This is a genomic window from Eisenbergiella porci, assembly GCF_009696275.1.
In the GTDB taxonomy this organism is placed as follows: domain Bacteria; phylum Bacillota; class Clostridia; order Lachnospirales; family Lachnospiraceae; genus Eisenbergiella; species Eisenbergiella porci.
The window spans coordinates 1-15,609 of sequence record NZ_VUMI01000001.1; the positions used below are offsets into that span (position 1 = coordinate 1).

The 15,609-nt window shown below is 49.0% G+C and carries 16 protein-coding genes; 1 reads left to right on the forward strand and 15 read right to left on the reverse strand.

Annotated elements, in window-relative coordinates; translation table 11 throughout:
• Positions 1 to 160: 160 nt before the first annotated feature.
• The 7 genes from dprA to gpr form a co-directional block, all read right to left on the reverse strand.
• Positions 161 to 1,312 (reverse strand): DNA-processing protein DprA, encoded by a 1,152-nt coding sequence (dprA, locus tag FYJ45_RS00005; protein WP_154462903.1) that lies wholly within the window; start codon positions 1,310 to 1,312, stop codon positions 161 to 163.
• On the reverse strand, positions 1,309 to 2,925 hold the full coding sequence (locus FYJ45_RS00010; protein ID WP_154462904.1) for a YifB family Mg chelatase-like AAA ATPase: 1,617 nt from the start codon (positions 2,923 to 2,925) through the stop codon (positions 1,309 to 1,311). Before FYJ45_RS00010 ends, dprA begins: the two co-directional genes overlap by 4 nt.
• A 194-nt stretch (positions 2,926 to 3,119) precedes the next feature.
• Entirely contained in the window at positions 3,120 to 3,773 is a 654-nt protein-coding gene (gene sigK, locus FYJ45_RS00015; RefSeq protein ID WP_021635919.1) for an RNA polymerase sporulation sigma factor SigK, read from the reverse strand.
• An 87-nt stretch (positions 3,774 to 3,860) separates the two neighbouring features.
• Entirely contained in the window at positions 3,861 to 5,060 is a 1,200-nt protein-coding gene (hemW, locus tag FYJ45_RS00020) for a radical SAM family heme chaperone HemW (RefSeq protein ID WP_154462905.1), read from the reverse strand.
• Between the two features lie 274 nt (positions 5,061 to 5,334).
• Positions 5,335 to 7,149 carry a translation elongation factor 4 gene (gene lepA / locus FYJ45_RS00025; protein ID WP_025489723.1) on the reverse strand — a complete coding sequence of 605 codons (1,815 nt, stop codon included), beginning with the start codon at positions 7,147 to 7,149 and terminating at the stop codon, positions 5,335 to 5,337.
• 148 nt (positions 7,150 to 7,297) lie between these two features.
• A complete protein-coding gene (locus tag FYJ45_RS00030; RefSeq protein ID WP_154462906.1) occupies positions 7,298 to 8,623 on the reverse strand; it encodes a stage II sporulation protein P in 1,326 nt (441 codons plus the stop codon).
• Positions 8,624 to 8,664: 41 nt separating this feature from the next.
• Positions 8,665 to 9,576, reverse strand: a complete 912-nt coding sequence (gene gpr / locus FYJ45_RS00035) for a GPR endopeptidase (RefSeq protein ID WP_021635926.1) — start codon at positions 9,574 to 9,576, stop codon at positions 8,665 to 8,667.
• 242 nt (positions 9,577 to 9,818) lie between these two features.
• Here gpr and rpsT point away from each other — a divergent pair, with 242 nt between their 5' ends.
• On the forward strand, positions 9,819 to 10,082 hold the full coding sequence (gene rpsT, locus FYJ45_RS00040) for a 30S ribosomal protein S20 (protein WP_025489721.1): 264 nt from the start codon (positions 9,819 to 9,821) through the stop codon (positions 10,080 to 10,082).
• A 44-nt stretch (positions 10,083 to 10,126) separates the two neighbouring features.
• On the opposite strand, the gene FYJ45_RS00045 is transcribed toward rpsT, so the two are convergent.
• The 8 genes from FYJ45_RS00045 to FYJ45_RS30150 all read right to left on the reverse strand — a co-directional run bounded on the left by FYJ45_RS00045 (position 10,127) and on the right by FYJ45_RS30150 (position 15,575).
• On the reverse strand, positions 10,127 to 10,933 hold the full coding sequence (locus FYJ45_RS00045; RefSeq protein WP_154462907.1) for a GNAT family N-acetyltransferase: 807 nt from the start codon (positions 10,931 to 10,933) through the stop codon (positions 10,127 to 10,129).
• Between the two features lie 25 nt (positions 10,934 to 10,958).
• Positions 10,959 to 11,414: a GNAT family N-acetyltransferase gene (locus tag FYJ45_RS00050; RefSeq protein ID WP_154462908.1), complete on the reverse strand. Its 456-nt coding sequence runs from the start codon at positions 11,412 to 11,414 to the stop codon at positions 10,959 to 10,961.
• 27 nt (positions 11,415 to 11,441) lie between these two features.
• Positions 11,442 to 12,233, reverse strand: a complete 792-nt coding sequence (locus FYJ45_RS00055; protein ID WP_154462909.1) for a class I SAM-dependent methyltransferase — start codon at positions 12,231 to 12,233, stop codon at positions 11,442 to 11,444.
• Positions 12,234 to 12,241: 8 nt separating this feature from the next.
• Entirely contained in the window at positions 12,242 to 12,598 is a 357-nt protein-coding gene (locus FYJ45_RS00060) for a VOC family protein (RefSeq protein ID WP_025489718.1), read from the reverse strand.
• Between the two features lie 37 nt (positions 12,599 to 12,635).
• Positions 12,636 to 13,550: a hypothetical protein gene (locus FYJ45_RS00065; RefSeq protein WP_154462910.1), complete on the reverse strand. Its 915-nt coding sequence runs from the start codon at positions 13,548 to 13,550 to the stop codon at positions 12,636 to 12,638.
• Between the two features lie 183 nt (positions 13,551 to 13,733).
• Complete coding sequence (locus FYJ45_RS00070; RefSeq protein ID WP_154462911.1) at positions 13,734 to 13,982, reverse strand: oxaloacetate decarboxylase; 249 nt, start codon at positions 13,980 to 13,982, stop codon at positions 13,734 to 13,736.
• A 20-nt stretch (positions 13,983 to 14,002) separates the two neighbouring features.
• A complete protein-coding gene (locus FYJ45_RS00075; RefSeq protein WP_154462912.1) occupies positions 14,003 to 15,157 on the reverse strand; it encodes a DUF4261 domain-containing protein in 1,155 nt (384 codons plus the stop codon).
• A 106-nt stretch (positions 15,158 to 15,263) separates the two neighbouring features.
• The gene (locus tag FYJ45_RS30150) at positions 15,264 to 15,575 is read right to left on the reverse strand and encodes a hypothetical protein (protein WP_235930454.1); all 312 of its coding nucleotides are present in this window, start codon (positions 15,573 to 15,575) and stop codon (positions 15,264 to 15,266) included.
• Between the last annotated feature and the right edge of the window lie 34 nt (positions 15,576 to 15,609).

Consider the following 15,609-nt stretch of genomic DNA (forward strand, 5'->3'; position numbering starts at 1 on the left):
TAATCGGGCGGTTGACGGAAACCGTATTGGCAGTAACCGGCACAAGCTATTACCACAATAATAAGGATATAAGAACGGCTGGGATATTGACTATATAACCTTACCAACACATTTACGGACTAACACCTTATAAAAATATCAGGTTTTCTTTTCGAAAATATTAATTTTTACCATTCCTGAAAAAATAGCCTCCCTCCTGTCCCGCCGCTCCTTCCATATGCAGCTCCAGCAGCTGCTGCATGAGGATGGGAAGAGGAATGATACAGCCGCTTTTACGCATTTTTTCATAGAGCTGCCCCGGTGTCTGGGGGGTAAAATCAAGGCAGGCGGCCACCCGCTGCTTCAGGCTCTTCTCTTTCATGGGACGGTTTTCCTGGGAATTCCTCTCCCTTGGACAATTCGATACCGTCCGTTTTCCCGAAGGAATTTCCATCTGCCGCGGCCGGCAGTTTTGGCCCAGTTCTTCCAGAAGTGCCGACGGGCTGATTGCGACACCGGCTCCCTGCCTGATAAGCGTATTGCAGCCGCTGCTCAGGGCATCCGTTACCCGCCCGGGAATTGCAAATACCTCCCTGCCCTGTTCCAGAGCCATATCCACCGTAATCAGCGTACCGCTTTTTTCTCTGGCCTCCACCACGAGGATCAGGTCGGACAGGCCGCTGATGATACGGTTTCTGGGCGGGAACAGTCTTGCCTGGGGGAGGGTTCCCGGCGGATATTCGGACACAATTCCGCCCCGCGCAGGTATCCGGTCAAACAGTCTGCCGTTCTCCGCAGGATAACATACATCCACGCCGCAGCCAAGTACCGCATAGGTCCTTCCGCCGCAATCAAGCGCCGCTTCCTGGCTGATGCCGTCAATCCCCCTTGCCAGGCCGCTTACTACCTGGACACCCGCTGCAGCCAGCGCGGAGGCGAAATATCTGGCCGCCTGTTTACCATATTCGGAACACATCCTGGCGCCTATCACTGCCACGCTCGGCGTCCCCTCTTCCGGAAGCCCGCCCCGAACGTAAATACCCTGAGGGGCATCCGGAATTTCCTGAAGCCTTGCAGGATACTCCGGATCAGAAACAGGGAGAAAACGGATTCCCCGTTTAAGAAGCATCTGATATTCCTGTTTCACATTTTTCTCTTTTCTGGCGCGCTGAAAACTTTTCAGCTGGGCCGCAGACAGAAGCCCGGCCAGCTCCTGTTCTTTCATTTCATACACGGCCTGTGCGCTGCCGGCCCTCTTAAGCAGCCTGCCCGCTGTCACTCTGCCTATTCCTTCTATATTACATAGCCAGTAAGAAAATTCCCTTTCCGTCACCCTTTTTTCCTCCAGTACTTTCCATCGGCCATCCGGTAACAGGCCGCTTCACTTAGATGAACCTGTCCGATAGTATCTTTTCCGTCCAAATCTGCCAGCGTACGCGCCAGGCGGATAATCCTGTGATATGCTCTGGCGCTTAACTGCAGTGCATGAAATAGCTGTTCCATATATTGCTGCTGCGCCAGGCCCAGACGGCAGTATTTCCTGATTTCCCCTGGTCCCAGCTGGGAATTAAAACGCAGCCCGGTTCCTGCATAGCGAGCCTCCTGCCTGGCTCTGGCTTCCATCACCTGCATTCTCAGGCTCCGGCTGTCTGCTCCCGTACCGGCATTTTCGCCTGCCAGTCCCGCAAAATCTATCCGTGATACCTCTGTAAAAATATCCATTCTGTCAAGAATCGGACCGGACACACGGTTCAGATACCGCTGAACCTCACCGGGCGTACAGCGGCACCTGTTTCTGTCAGGATAGTAGCCGCAGGGGCAGGGATTCATGGCAGCCACAAGCATGAAATCCGAAGGATATACATAAGTGCCGCTGTTTCTGGCAATCTGTACCCGGCGTTCCTCCATGGGCTGCCGCAGCAAATCCAGCGTGGCTCTTTTAAACTCTGTCAGCTCGTCCAGAAACAGGACGCCTCTGTGTGCAAGACTGATCAATCCCGGCCTGGGCACCTGACCGCCTCCGGTGAGGGCCCGCGAGGTAACGGTATGATGCGGACTGATAAAAGGCCTGTTTTTAAGAAGCCCTGCCCCTTCTTCCATCAGTCCCGCCACACTGCGAACCTTCGTCACCTCCAGCCGTTCCTGGGTCGACAGAGGCGGCAGAATGGACGGGATGCAGCGGGCCAGCATGGTTTTACCGGAGCCGGGAGGGCCGATCATGAGTAAATGATGAAAGCCCGCGGCGGCTACCACAGCCGCCCGTTTAGCGCTCTCCTGCCCGGAAACATCCGCAAAATCCGGCAATGTTTCAGCCAGGTCCGCCGTTCTTTCCATATTGGCTGCCACATTGCCCGACAAGCTGTCTGCGTCTGTATTTTTTTCTGTTTTTTCCATATACATGATATCTTTATACAACAGGTTTTCCGGGATACCGTCACGGCACTGCAGAAGCTCTATCAGCTGTATGAGACAGCCGGCTCCCAGAATCTTTATTCCTTCCACCAGCTGTGCTTCCGCAAGGTTTTCCAAAGGGACGATACATCGCTTTAAGCCCTGCTTCTTTGCTTCCAGCGCCATGGGAAGAATCCCCCTCACCGGTTTAATTTCCCCGCTCAGGCCCAGTTCTCCCGCTATCATGGAGTCCTTTACGTAATCCTGGGGGATCATGCCCGTGGAAACCAGTATTCCCACCGCCACAGGCAAATCGTAGGAGGTGCCCTCCTTGTGGAGGCTGGCCGGAGAGATATTCACTGTAATACGCACAGGAGGCAGCGCCGCCTCCGCATTTTTTAAGGCTACACGGATTCGCTCCCTGGCCTCCTTGACTTCGCTCCCCAAGAGGCCCACCATTTCAAAGCCCGGCAATCCCCTGGAAGCGTCCACTTCCACCCGGGCCAGATAGCTCTCCATACCATGCAGCCCGCCTGTATAAACTGTACTGTACATTTTTTTCTCCTGCAAATCAGATGAATGGCCTTGAAAAAGGCAACAGATAGTTGATCGATAAAAAGATTAAGATAATAAGAATAAATAAAGAAATTATAAATAAGAAAATACAAGATTGCAATTTGCAATTTCTTTTCAGAATAAGAAATCACGATACGAAGGAACTGCAAATTGCAATATTCTTTTGTGCTTCGTTACAGGTAGTGGACCTCCATTTTTTCGAAGCCCTCACGCAGCTTGTTCAGAGCCCTTTTTTCAATCCGGGACACATAGCTTCTGGAAATATCCAGCTTTTTGCCGATTTCCCGCTGAGTGACCTCCTCGCCGCCGTACAGTCCGTAGCGCAGACAGATGATTTCCTTTTCCCGTTCCGTTAACAGGGTATCAATCAGGCCGGAAAGCTTGCCGAGACTTCTCTCCAGCTCCATCTGATCCACGATGTCAGGCTGCTCCTGCGGCGTAACATCCAGCAGGCTGATTTCATTTCCTTCCCGGTCGGTGCCTATCGGATCATAAAGCGAAACCTCGCGGGATGTCTTTTTTTTGCTTCTGAGCATCATCAGCAGCTCGTTATCTATGCATCTGGCCGCATAGGTGGCCAGCTTGCTGTTTTTGGATGAATCAAAGGATTCCACCGCTTTGATGAGGCCTATGGTCCCAATGGATATCAAATCCTCCATATCCTCATCTACGTTCTGATACTTTTTTGCGATATGGGCTACCAGCCGCAGATTTCGCTCAATCAGTATCTGCTTGGCTTCCCTGGCTTTTACGCCGTCACTCCCCTGCAGCGCTTCCAGACACGCGCTTTCCTCCTCTTTCGACAGTGGTTTCAGAAAGGTTTTCAACAGGAGCCCCCATAGTCAATTTAATACTATTCTATGTGGCGCCAAAGCTTATAGTGCCAGTACTTTTCAAAACCTTTCAGGAGTCTTTCAGAATAAAAATTCGGAAAGCGCATAGTTACTGACGTCAATTCCATAATCAGTCAGCTTTAAAAATTCTTCGTGCACACCGTTTTTTTCCTGGGAATACCGTTCCAGCAGCCCTTCGTGCGTGAGCTTTTCCACCGGTCCTGCGTAAACCTCCTCCACAGTCCTGCCAAAGGCCTCACGGAACCGTCGGAGGGAAATACCTTCGGTAATCCGCAGACCCAAAAACATGAATTCTTCCATCTGCTCCTCTGCGGACAGCGTCTGAACCGCCTGCTTCACAGGTGTGGCAAACCCTTCAGCTGCAGAACCGGACAGGTATTCCTTCATATCCGATGTATTGTTCCAGCGCACATTCTGCCGAAGGGAAGCCGCCCCCAGCCCGAAGCCCGCGTAGTCGGTCCGTTTCCAGTAGGAGAGATTGTGGCGGCAGGAAAAACCCGGCCGGGCGTAGTTGGATATCTCATAACGGCCATAGCCGGCTTCTGCCAGATACGCCTTCGTCTGACTGTACATGAGACGGTCCGTTTCCTCATCCGGCAGGGGCGGATGTCCCGCCGCCGGTTTTTCCCCGCCGTAAAACGTATAAAACGGCGTACCTTCCTCAATGATAAGGCTGTAGGCGGAAATATGTTCCGGTTCAAGGGCTGCCGTTTTCTTCAGGGTATCCATCCAGGCCTGCGGCGTCTGGCCCGGAAGCGCCGACATGAGATCCACATTAATATTGGAAAAGCCCGCCTCTCTGGCCAGCCTGAAGCTGTTAAGGAACTCCCCCCAGGTATGGATCCGTCCCAGCGCCTTCAGTTCCCGGTCATTGGCTGACTGCAGTCCGATGCTGAGCCTGTTGATTCCCGCCCTGCGGTACCATTCCAGATTATCTGCCGTAAGCGTTCCCGGATTGGCTTCCATAGTGATTTCCGGTGCTTCTTCCTCCGGGGCAAATGAAAAATTTTGCCGCAGGCATTCCATAATCCGGAAAAGCTCCTTCCCCGGAAGCAGGGACGGCGTGCCGCCTCCAAAAAAGACGGTCTTTACCGCATAATCACTGTAAAGCGGAGCCTGGGCCCGTATTTCCGCAAGCAGGGCTTCCACATATTCTGTTTTCGTCTGTTCATCTGTGGGGGCTGAAAGGAAATCACAATAAAGACATTTGCGTACGCAAAAGGGAATGTGTAAATAGATGCCAAGGGGGGCCTGCTTCATTTGTTCTGCTCCTGTTCCTCTGCCGGGCCGGCTTCCTCTGCTGTTTCAGAATAACAGAAAAAAGTCCGGCTGGGAAGAGTGTAAATTATAAAATGTTTGTAAACTCCGGGTTTCCCGTTATAGTCCAAAAATCAAGATAAATAAGCTGCTCTGTTTTTATGCTTTTGTGCCTTGTCTCACAGAAAAAGCCCATGGAAGCCATGGACTTTTTTGCTATTGTCCATTCGGAAGCGGACCTGCTGCAGAGGCTGCCGACGGACGTTTTATAAGTCATTTACTTCTTATCGTCAAGCTTCAGTACGCTCATGAAGGCTTCCTGTGGAATTTCCACATTGCCTACCTGACGCATGCGCTTCTTACCTTCCTTCTGCTTTTCCAGCAGCTTTTTCTTACGGGAGATATCACCGCCGTAGCACTTGGCGAGAACATCCTTGCGCATGGCCTTCACGGTTTCCCTGGCGATAATTTTGCCGCCTACCGCCGCCTGAATCGGGATTTCAAACAGATGTCTGGGAATTTCGTCCTTCAGCCGTTCACACATTCTGCGGCCTCTCTCATAAGCGCTGTCCTTATGGACAATAAAGGAAAGAGCGTCTACTTCTTCCCGGTTAATCAGGATATCAAGCTTCACAAGCTCTGACTGTTCATAGCCCTTCAGTTCATAATCAAAAGACGCATAGCCCTTGGAACGGGATTTGAGGGCGTCAAAGAAATCGTAAATAATTTCATTCAAAGGAAGCTCATATTTGAGCAGCGCCCTTTTTTCCTCCATATATTCCATGCTCAGATAACGGCCTCTGCGTTCCTGGCAAAGATCCATGATGGAACCGATAAACTCGCTGGTTACCATAATTTCGGCGCTGACAATGGGTTCTTCCATGTATTCGATTACGGAAGGGTCGGGCAGATTGGAGGGATTGGTCAGATCCATGACCTCCCCGTTCGTCTTATGCACCTTATAAACAACGCCCGGCGCCGTGGTAACCAGATCCAGGTTGTATTCCCTTTCCAGCCTTTCTTCGATTACCTCCAGGTGAAGAAGTCCCAGGAACCCGCAGCGGAAGCCAAAACCCAATGCCGCCGAGGTTTCCGGCTCATAGAAAAGGGAGGCGTCATTGAGCCGCAGCTTTTCCAGGGCATCCCGCAGATCCGGATATTTTGCGCCGTCTGCCGGATACATGCCGCAGTAAACCATGGGATTTACTTTCTTATAGCCGGGCAGGGGCTTAGCGCAGGGATGTTCCGCATTGGTTACGGTATCGCCCACGGCGGTGTCCTTTACATTTTTAATGGAGGCGGTGATATATCCTACCATTCCTGCGCTTAGCTCTTCACAGGGAATGAACTGGCCCGCGCCAAAGTAGCCTACCTCCACAACCTCCTCCTGCGCTCCTGTGGCCATCATGCGGACAGGGGTTCCTTTACTCACTTTGCCTTCCATAATCCGGCAGAAAATAATAACGCCTTTATATGGATCATACAGGGAGTCAAAAATAAGAGCCTGTAGGGGGTTGTCCGGGCTGCCGCCGGGAGCCGGGATCTTGCTCACAATCTGTTCCAGCACTTCATCGATGCCGATGCCGTTTTTAGCGGAAATCAACGGCGCGTCATGGGCTTCCAGGCCGATCACGTCCTCAATTTCCTCTTTCACCCGGTCCGGCTCCGCGCTGGGCAGATCTATTTTATTGATGACGGGGAATACGTCCAGGTCGTGATCCAGCGCCATGTAAACATTCGCCAGCGTCTGAGCCTCGATTCCCTGGGCTGCATCCACAACGAGCACCGCGCCGTCGCAGGCCGCCAGGGAACGGCTGACCTCGTAATTGAAGTCCACGTGACCCGGAGTGTCTATCAGGTTGAGAATATACTCTTCTCCGTTTTTCGCTTTATATACGGTACGGACCGCCTGGGATTTGATGGTAATCCCTCTTTCCCTCTCCAAATCCATATTGTCAAGCACCTGCTCCTGCATTTCCCTGCTTGTCAGGAGCCCGGTCCGTTCAATGATCCTGTCCGCCAGTGTGGATTTGCCGTGATCAATGTGGGCAATAATACAGAAATTCCTGATTTTACTCTGATCTATGGACATATATTTCCTCCAAATCTTTTGCATACTTCAGGAACCAGCCTGATGCAGCAGGTTCCTTTATTCATAAAATATTAGGTTTTTCAGACGCTCAGGGTTCTGCGCGCCTTACATTTTCACCTGCTAAGTATAGCAAAATCAGGGTTCCCGGTCAATACAAACCCTTACCGGATAATTCCAGATCGAGAATGTGGGCAATCGGTGCGCAGGCATTCCTGATTTCTTCCACCGTATTTGTCTGTGCACCCAGCTCTATCAGCAGGGAACGGGGACGAAGATGCATGTTATATCGGTAACCCTTTAAATAAATACGTCTTGTCAGTCCCGGGTAATACTCATTTGCAATCACCTGCATCTGGAAGGAAAAAGCCAGATTATCGTCTATGTATGGGTTTTGTAAATACTCAATCTCTCCGTGGGCTTTGGTATAGGACAGTCCGTTAAAAAACATAAATTTCGCCGTGGGTTTTCCGTTCAGATCCATAACCAGCTTCCTGCCCTCCAGCACTTCATCCCTGTGCAGGTCAATCACCACTTCAATGGTGGGATTTTCCGCAAGCACCTGCTCTATGGCAGGCAGTGAATTGGAATAAGCATAGTCTCTGGCTTCCACATCGTATTCCCCGGTGTGGTGAATTACATTATAGCCGTACTCCTCCCGCAGTATCTGTGCCAGCAGCTCCCCGGCGCCCATAATAGTCGTGGAAGAATCCCCCGGTACGGAATCCACAAAATCCTCCTGGGAATGGGTGTGATAAATCAGGATTTGCGGCACATCCGGATTTTTTGTAATCGCCATGGTTTTGCCAAGCAGGGAATCCAGGTTCAGACGGGCGGGGCTGGCCTGCGTGGTAGCATCAACGGCATAAAATTCCTTAATCAACGCGTCAAAATCCTGATAATAGCTCCAGTTGTATTCCTGGCTTCTTCCTGCCGCCCTGATAAAGCCGAACTGATCTGCTGACGGGACCGGAGTTTCCTCCTGATCTGCACTTTCCTCTTCCTCCGGCCGGCCTGTCTGATTTTCCTCCTGGAGCAGCTGCGTCATTTTATCATCCAGCTGTATTCTCCCTTCAGATGTTTCCGGCGCCTCCAGCGCATCCCCGTCCTCGCTTTCCGTATATTCACTCGCTCCCTCCAGCAAAAGGATCCGTTCATAGGTGCTTCCGCTCTCCGTCTGCAGCCCACCGTCCTCCTGGCTTCCCGCATAGGCAAACAATGGTACCTGCTGTCCCAGCATATTGAGAAACCAGCTTCCCTGTGTACTGCTGCGGTCCGCAAAAGCAAAGGAAGGAAGCCATACATTCAGCACGCTTTCTTCCGCTTTCCCTGCCAGCGCTTCCTTCCATGAGAAACTGCTCCCTCCGCCTCCGTCTGAGGAGCTTCGCCCTGTGAACAGAAAATCCCCCAGGGCAATTACAAGAAGCACAAGCACACATTTATGAAAAATATTTCTTCCGTTCCATTTTTTATTCATAGAAGAATATATGCACCTGCGCTTCTCAATTATGCAGACAATCAGGCAATATCCAGCGCAATGTTGATCGCCTCGGAAATTGTAAAGCTCAGACGTTTTACCGTTTCGTCAATATCCTTGCTTGTGACGTACATATTATTCAGTTCAGACATGGCCTTGGGATGCTCGCGGTTAAAAAAATGTCCGCTTTCCCCGTATTCCTGCAGCATGCTTTCTATGGCATCGCCTACAATGGTCGCCGCATCAACTACGGTGGGCACGCCGATGGCAATCACAGGAACTCCCAGGCTTTCCTTTGTGATGGCATTCCGGTGATTTCCCACCCCGGATCCGGGATGGATGCCCGCATCTGAAACCTGGATAGTGCGGTTTAGCCGCTTCGTGCTTCTTGCCGCCAATGCGTCCACCACTATCAGGGCATCCGGCTTCGTCTGATCAACCACGCCTTTTACAATCTCCGCAGTTTCCATACCGGTCATTGCCGTAACGCCCGGGACAATACTGCTGACCTGATGCATTTTTTCCCTGCCGTAGGCGGCTTTGCCGTATTCCTTAATCACATGCCTGTTGATAAACAGATTATCCACCACCTCCGGCCCCAGGGCATCCGCAGTGACATCCCGGTTTCCCAGGCCTACCACCAGAATAGACTGTTCTTTTTCAATCTCCGGGATCAGCCTGCGCAGCTGCTTTGCCAGCTCCTCGGAAACCTCCCGGTGGTAATCCTCATCCGGCTCTATCAGTGCCGGCGCTTCCAGTGTGACATAGGTACCCATAGGTTTCCCCATGGCTTTTGCTCCGTTTTTAGTATCAATGATGACACGGGTAATCTGCACCTCGCTCTTCTCACTCCGGGACTCCTCCACCCGGACCCCCCGCAGCTCTCCGTCCGCATCCGTAATACTTTCCCTGGCTTCCAGCGCCAGGTCCGTTCTTACCTGAAAACAACTCATCTGTACTCTCCCGCTTTTCCCTTTTTATATTTTGATTATTCGTACTATGGTAACAGTTCAGACTCGTCTGAACTGATTCGTAATGACTATTTTTTGCAAAAATAAGCAAATTATGTATTGACATATAACAACACGTCAGATAGAATATATTCGTATGTTTCCATTAGAACGACCGTGTCCGGGTTTAATGAAACATTTTCATAAAGAATGGAAAATTTCGCTTGAAAATGGAGGTGAAAATCTTGGCTAACATCAAATCTGCTAAGAAGAGAATTCTGGTTAATAAAACCAAAGCTGACAGAAACAAAGCTATCAAATCTGGTGTAAAGACTTCTGTTAAGAAGGTATACACTGCTATTGAAGCTGGTGATAAGGCAGCTGCTCAGGCAGCTCTTCTTGCTGCTACATCTACAATTGATAAAGCAGCTACCAAAGGTGTATATCACAAAAATACAGCATCCAGAAAGGTGTCTCGTCTTTCCAAAGCTGTAAACCAGATGGCATAATTCAGATATACAATAGTTTATACAAAAAGCCCTGTCCTATACCGTCATGTAGGACAGGTTTTTTTTGTGTTTTCCGGCACCTTTCTTCCTGTCAATGCATTTGAAAAGCTGATGGTCTTAGCATTAAGCTCCACCCAGGCCGGGATAAAGCCGGACTGTACGGCATTTCTCACCGATTTCACATTTGCCCAGGCCACACAGTAGTACGGGACCCTACCTGCGGCAAGAATTTCAAGCGCCAGCCTGCTTGTCAGGGCTGAAGCAATTCCCTGCCGTCTGTATTCAGGCAATACATCAATTCCTATCTGCCACATCGTATCACAATCGGCGGAGCATCCGGCAAGTCCCACCAGCCTGGCACCGTCATATGCGCCGACAGCAAGCACATCCAGTTCCCTGCATCCACTGGTAAGCGCATTGCTCCATTCCGGGACATAAAATTGCGTTAAATCCTCCGGCCTCAGCATTTCCATCCGGAAGCCGCATTCACGTTCCTTTAGCCGTTCCACATCAGGAAGAAAAAATTCCGCCATAAAACAGATACACATACCATCCCTGCGAAACGCATCATTCAATAAATAAATATTAGGGGTGCCAAAACAGTGCCCCGGTTCAAATTGTTCCAGATACTTTTCTACAGTTTCTTTTACTGCCGGATTTACGGAAGCGACAATATTGCTGCCGTAAGAAATCAGATTACAGTAGGCAGGCAGTGCCAGATTTCTTCTTGCCCCCTTATTTCCGGTGGAAATTGTTACTATGTTTTCACTGCGGAAAAAGTCCTCCGGACTGCAATTCGCTTCAAGTGCAGACTGTTCCGTCGCAATCCGCATAATATCTTTATTCGTCATTGTGCTGCTCCATTTTATTTTTACTTTACCGGTCTCCGCGTTTTTCGGCAAGCATGTAGCCATCATATACCATTGCTACATTTTGAGAATCCGGCATGGAAAAACCGCATTTCCTATAAAATTCATAGTTTTCAGGAGTGGTTCTTGCAGACCAGTTCCCGCACGGCAGCTTCTGCAGACAAAGGGAGATGAGAAAGCTTCCCAGGCCTTTTCTCCTGTATTCCGGCAAAATCATTAAATCCTGAACAGAAGCGACCATTACCTTGTCAGACACCACTCTTACCATTCCCACCAGTTCTTCTTTATTCCATACGGTAAATCCCCATGCCGAATTGCGAAGGGCCTCCGTGAATTTTTCATTCTGCCGCTGAGGAAGTTCTTTGCCGCACCAGCCAATTTTTTCATACAGTCCCCGTAGAAGCTCCGGCGCTATACCCTCTATTCCTTCCCGGATCAGCAGTCCTTTATAGTATTGATACATGGGCTTTTCCTCTTTTATATTTATGCTTTATTTCCGGTTCCTTAAAATTGCCATTCCTGCATAGTGAAGCACATTAAAATGTTCAGGCGTCTCCGCTTCCAGCATCCGTCTGTGTTCTATGTCAAATTCCTCCACCTCTTCCCGGGAAAGCGACGCTCCGATTCCACGGCAGGCACGGATGCGTCCATTCCAGCTTTCGCGCGTAAACGGTACCTGAAGATCAAAAACTTCATTTTTTTCCAGCTCAAAATATTCACCATAAGCCTTCGGAACAGCAATGGGATGTCTGGTTTCTCCGCAACCGGACCAGGAGGGATTATATTTAAGAACCAGTCTTTCACTTTCTCCCGCAATCCGGTCCTCAAAAGGCAGCCATGCCATATATAAGATCACAAAGCGGCCGGAAGGCTTCAGTATACGGGAAAGCATGGGCGCAAGCATCTCATGGTTGAAATAAAAATAGCATTGGCAGGCAGTAATCACATCGAAGCTGTTTTCAGGAAAATCCATGTCCTCCGCACCAGTGCTCATAAAACGGATGTCCATATCCGCTTCCGCAGCCAGCCGCTTAGCTGTCTCGATCTGGTTTTCTGAAATATCGGTTCCGGTAAACTCCGCACCATAAGAATACAGGCAGCGCGGCAGAACTCCTGTCCCTGTTCCGATATCAAGCACCTTCTGACCATCCCTGCACAGTCCCTCATCCAGAATCCGCCGGTAAAACTCCTGCGGATAAATATCCCTGTATTTTGCATAATCTGAAGAAGTCTTACCCCAGTCGAAAGCCTTTCCTCCATCAATCCCCTTATCAATTATCATCCTTTTCCTCATTCTTTCCGATACGGCGCAGTCAGCTCAATATGGTTTCCTTCACTGTCCTCAAATTCCGAAACCCAGTTCTGTCCAATCTGCTTTAATGGAAATACAATTTTCAGGCCAGACAGCTTATTTTTCAGGATGTCAAGGGAATCCACCTCCAGGCTTGGCAGACAGTTGCTTCCAAATATGTGCTTTTCTCCTGCTTTTTCATAAGCAAAAAGGCCGAGCCGGAAGCCCTGGATGTCAAAAACACTGTAAAGTTCATCTTTTTCTGTAACCGGCTGCTCCAGAAAAGCTTCATAAAAACGGATAGCCCTCTCCATATCCCTGACACAAAGGTATAATGATTTCACGGTACAATTCATTGCTGTCTCTCCTCATTTCTGCCCCTTCTGCTGAAAATCAGCCATGATAACGGCTGACTCTGACACCATGAATATTCATTACCCGAACCCGCTTTGCGTCAGGCGTCAGCGTATAAAGAATATTATCAATTTCCATCACCGGAACGCTTCCGGTTGATTTCAACTCACAGATATGGCCATTGGACTCTAAAATGCTTTTTACCGCATTGATGCACTCCTCGCCATTGGGAAACATTGTTTCCGTTTCTATAAAGATGGTATCCTGTCTTTTTCCTGCCTCTGAACCACTCAGGAATCTGCTCAGCCCCTTCTCCGGCGTCACTTCGATTCTGCATGCAGTAAGGCTGCGTATAAAAGCGTTTTTAGCGGAAACTTCCTTCAGTACCTCTTCAAATTCCTTTCTTTCTTCAGGCAAAAATATTTCATCCCATTTACCATCCCGGCAAAGCAGCCAAATCAGGCATACGTCCGCATCGGTAAGGGTATTCTTTAAGACGGCGTTTTTCAGTAAAGCCTTTTCACTTCTGTAACGATTAAAATCGCTCCGGTATGCATTTTCTTTGATGCCATTCATACGATAATCGCAGTCCGATTCCAGCAGTGAGGGTATCACATCCATCGTTCCGGCATCTATCAGTGTCTCCAGCTTCTTTTGCCGCATATCAGAACAGACTTTTCCCGGCAGCCCGGCAATGGCATCCATCCAGCTCTGCAGCGGGTAATATCCTGACTTATCCTTAAAAATGCTGCCGAAACTCTCTGCTGCCTCCAGATTTTTACCGAGCGCATATTCCCCATTTTTTTCTTCCAGCTTACCATCTGTAAGCAGTTCAAGGAACCGGGCAGCAACAAGGAAGTGGTTTTTTCGATTCTGCTCCGATCCATGTCCTGCTGCCTCCTCCCCATTGAAGGAAAGTATAACATACCTGTCTGTTAATAAATTTTTGCTCATTTGTATGCCCCTTTCGAAATTACAGTCTGCATCTCATTGTCTTCTGAACATCTGAAAAACCCATTTTCTCATATAGCCTGCTTGCTCCCTCATTGCCTGCAAGACTTGGCCCATGCTCTGGCCTGCTGGAGCAGCATCGTACCGACGCCCTGATCCTCATTCCTTTTAACCTCCGGCCAGCTGCTATTTATGTCTGCGCTTAACGGCAAACATTCCAAGCGCTGCTGTGGCAATTATGCATAAATCGGTTACGATATATATGACAGCACTGTTTCCTATTTTACCTGCAATAAAAATACTGGTTGGACCGTCAGCTCCTCCGATAATGCTGACAGCAGTGTTATTTCCCCATAAACACATGATGCTTGCGGCAATTCCTGCCACGCTGATAAGTGATAGTATAATCAATCCTGTTTTGAGTCCTTTTTTCATTGGTTTGTTCCTTTCTGCTTTTATTTGTTGGCCGTAAAACCAATTTTTAATGTACTTCCTTCCAGCACTTCACTTTTACTGCAGGTTATGGGCAGCTTTTGGTTTTCTGAAAATCCGAGGGTTTCACCCGCATGAAGTGTTACATTTCCGTCAAGTACATAATAAACGATGTCGAGCAGGAAATTGCGAAGTTCTTCCGGCTTTGCGTCCGCTTGCAGCACCTCCATCTCTTCCTTGCCGAACATCCGCATTCCATAGGTATAGGCGTTCCAGGTCTTTCCCTCCTGATATAGGCCGAAATAAATCCAGTTGAGTACCGGAAGGCCGCCGTCTGTCAGCATCTGCGCCGCATCCAGGTAAAACTGGGGCTGAAATACGGTACCGCTGGTATATACACCCAGAACGGTTTCCTGTTTACAGCAGGCAGCAATAAATTTTACAAGAAGCTTCCCCCTCTCCAGAACCGGCGCCTGATTTCCCAATACAGCTACCAATATCTGCGCTGTATGAGCCTTTGCAGCTGCCACAGCTCCCGGCCACATATAATTATTTGCAGCATTCGCAACTGCTTCTTCCTCCGGCACCGGAGCTTCAATCAGGCTGACTGCAGCCATCATATCACCGACGCATATGACAAAAGAAGTATTATCTGCGTTTTCTTCTCCGTCTTCAGCCTCATTCTCATCCGCATTCCAGTCAATATCCCAGTCAGTTTTCAGATCTGTTTTCAGTTGTGAAAGGTTCCATTCCGGCTTTGAAAGCAGCACAAATCCCAGAAAGGAGCCTGCCTGGCTGTCATTTCCTTCCTCATCTTCTGCACTGTCATGATCCTTTGCCATTTTCCCGGCTTCGTATTTCTGTGCCTGTTCCATCCAGTAGCTGCGTATCATTTCAACCATTGCTATGGCTTTTTCTTTCGCAGTCGTTTCTTCATAAGGCTCCATTTCACTGAAAACGTGACCACAGTGCTCTGTTTCACCCGGTTCATAGCCGCCGCATACTCCCAGAAGCCATTTACCCAGAATACTTTTCTTATACTTAAAAATATAATAATGCAGCTCATGTAGGTCGAACTCACCCGCCAGTTCTATTTTGGCAGGTTCTTTTCCCAGCTCGTCCGGATGGGCAAGCCATTCTTTCATGCTTTTAAGCGCGGCGTTTTGCTGTTGATTCATAAATATCCTCCGACATAATATCCTGTCTTTTCTATAATTTTCATCTGCTGTATTGATATCCTGTATCTTAGCGGTTTAATTGAACAGATTTTTCACAGATATCTTTTTAGCGCCACACAGCTCCGTCTATTTTGGGTGACAGTCCAAGTGTTTTTAAGAGATTACGGTATATGAGAAGTTGTGCAGCATCTGCAGGATGACAGCCGTCATTGCTGCAGCCACAGCCAAATAAAATTTCATCGATTTTCTTTCCGGAAAATAATAGATATTCCATGATATAATTATAATTATCTGCCAGGAGAACACCTTCCTTTTCAGCTACATCAATAATTATGTTAGCCACGTCCTCCATATGGTACAGACGGTTTACATAAGCTTCATTCATTACAGTTGAAGGGGTCGGTGTAAAAACAACCATCTCTTTTCCCTTCTCCCTGAAAAAACGAATCATC

What these genes read in the sequence shown, in the direction of transcription:
- FYJ45_RS00070 (WP_154462911.1), bottom strand. Translation starts at nt 13,982, where the DNA reads ATGAAAAAAGGACTCAAAACAGGATTGATTATACTATCACTTATCAGC.
- FYJ45_RS30150 (WP_235930454.1), bottom strand. Translation starts at nt 15,575, where the DNA reads ATGGTTGTTTTTACACCGACCCCTTCAACTGTAATGAATGAAGCTTAT.
- hemW (WP_154462905.1), bottom strand. Translation starts at nt 5,060, where the DNA reads ATGAAGCAGGCCCCCCTTGGCATCTATTTACACATTCCCTTTTGCGTA.
- FYJ45_RS00055 (WP_154462909.1), bottom strand. Translation starts at nt 12,233, where the DNA reads ATGATAATTGATAAGGGGATTGATGGAGGAAAGGCTTTCGACTGGGGT.
- gpr (WP_021635926.1), bottom strand. Translation starts at nt 9,576, where the DNA reads ATGAGTTGTTTTCAGGTAAGAACGGACCTGGCGCTGGAAGCCAGGGAA.
- FYJ45_RS00060 (WP_025489718.1), bottom strand. Translation starts at nt 12,598, where the DNA reads ATGAATTGTACCGTGAAATCATTATACCTTTGTGTCAGGGATATGGAG.
- FYJ45_RS00010 (WP_154462904.1), bottom strand. Translation starts at nt 2,925, where the DNA reads ATGTACAGTACAGTTTATACAGGCGGGCTGCATGGTATGGAGAGCTAT.
- FYJ45_RS00050 (WP_154462908.1), bottom strand. Translation starts at nt 11,414, where the DNA reads ATGTATCAATACTATAAAGGACTGCTGATCCGGGAAGGAATAGAGGGT.
- lepA (WP_025489723.1), bottom strand. Translation starts at nt 7,149, where the DNA reads ATGTCCATAGATCAGAGTAAAATCAGGAATTTCTGTATTATTGCCCAC.
- FYJ45_RS00030 (WP_154462906.1), bottom strand. Translation starts at nt 8,623, where the DNA reads ATGAATAAAAAATGGAACGGAAGAAATATTTTTCATAAATGTGTGCTT.
- FYJ45_RS00045 (WP_154462907.1), bottom strand. Translation starts at nt 10,933, where the DNA reads ATGACGAATAAAGATATTATGCGGATTGCGACGGAACAGTCTGCACTT.
- FYJ45_RS00065 (WP_154462910.1), bottom strand. Translation starts at nt 13,550, where the DNA reads ATGAGCAAAAATTTATTAACAGACAGGTATGTTATACTTTCCTTCAAT.
- FYJ45_RS00075 (WP_154462912.1), bottom strand. Translation starts at nt 15,157, where the DNA reads ATGAATCAACAGCAAAACGCCGCGCTTAAAAGCATGAAAGAATGGCTT.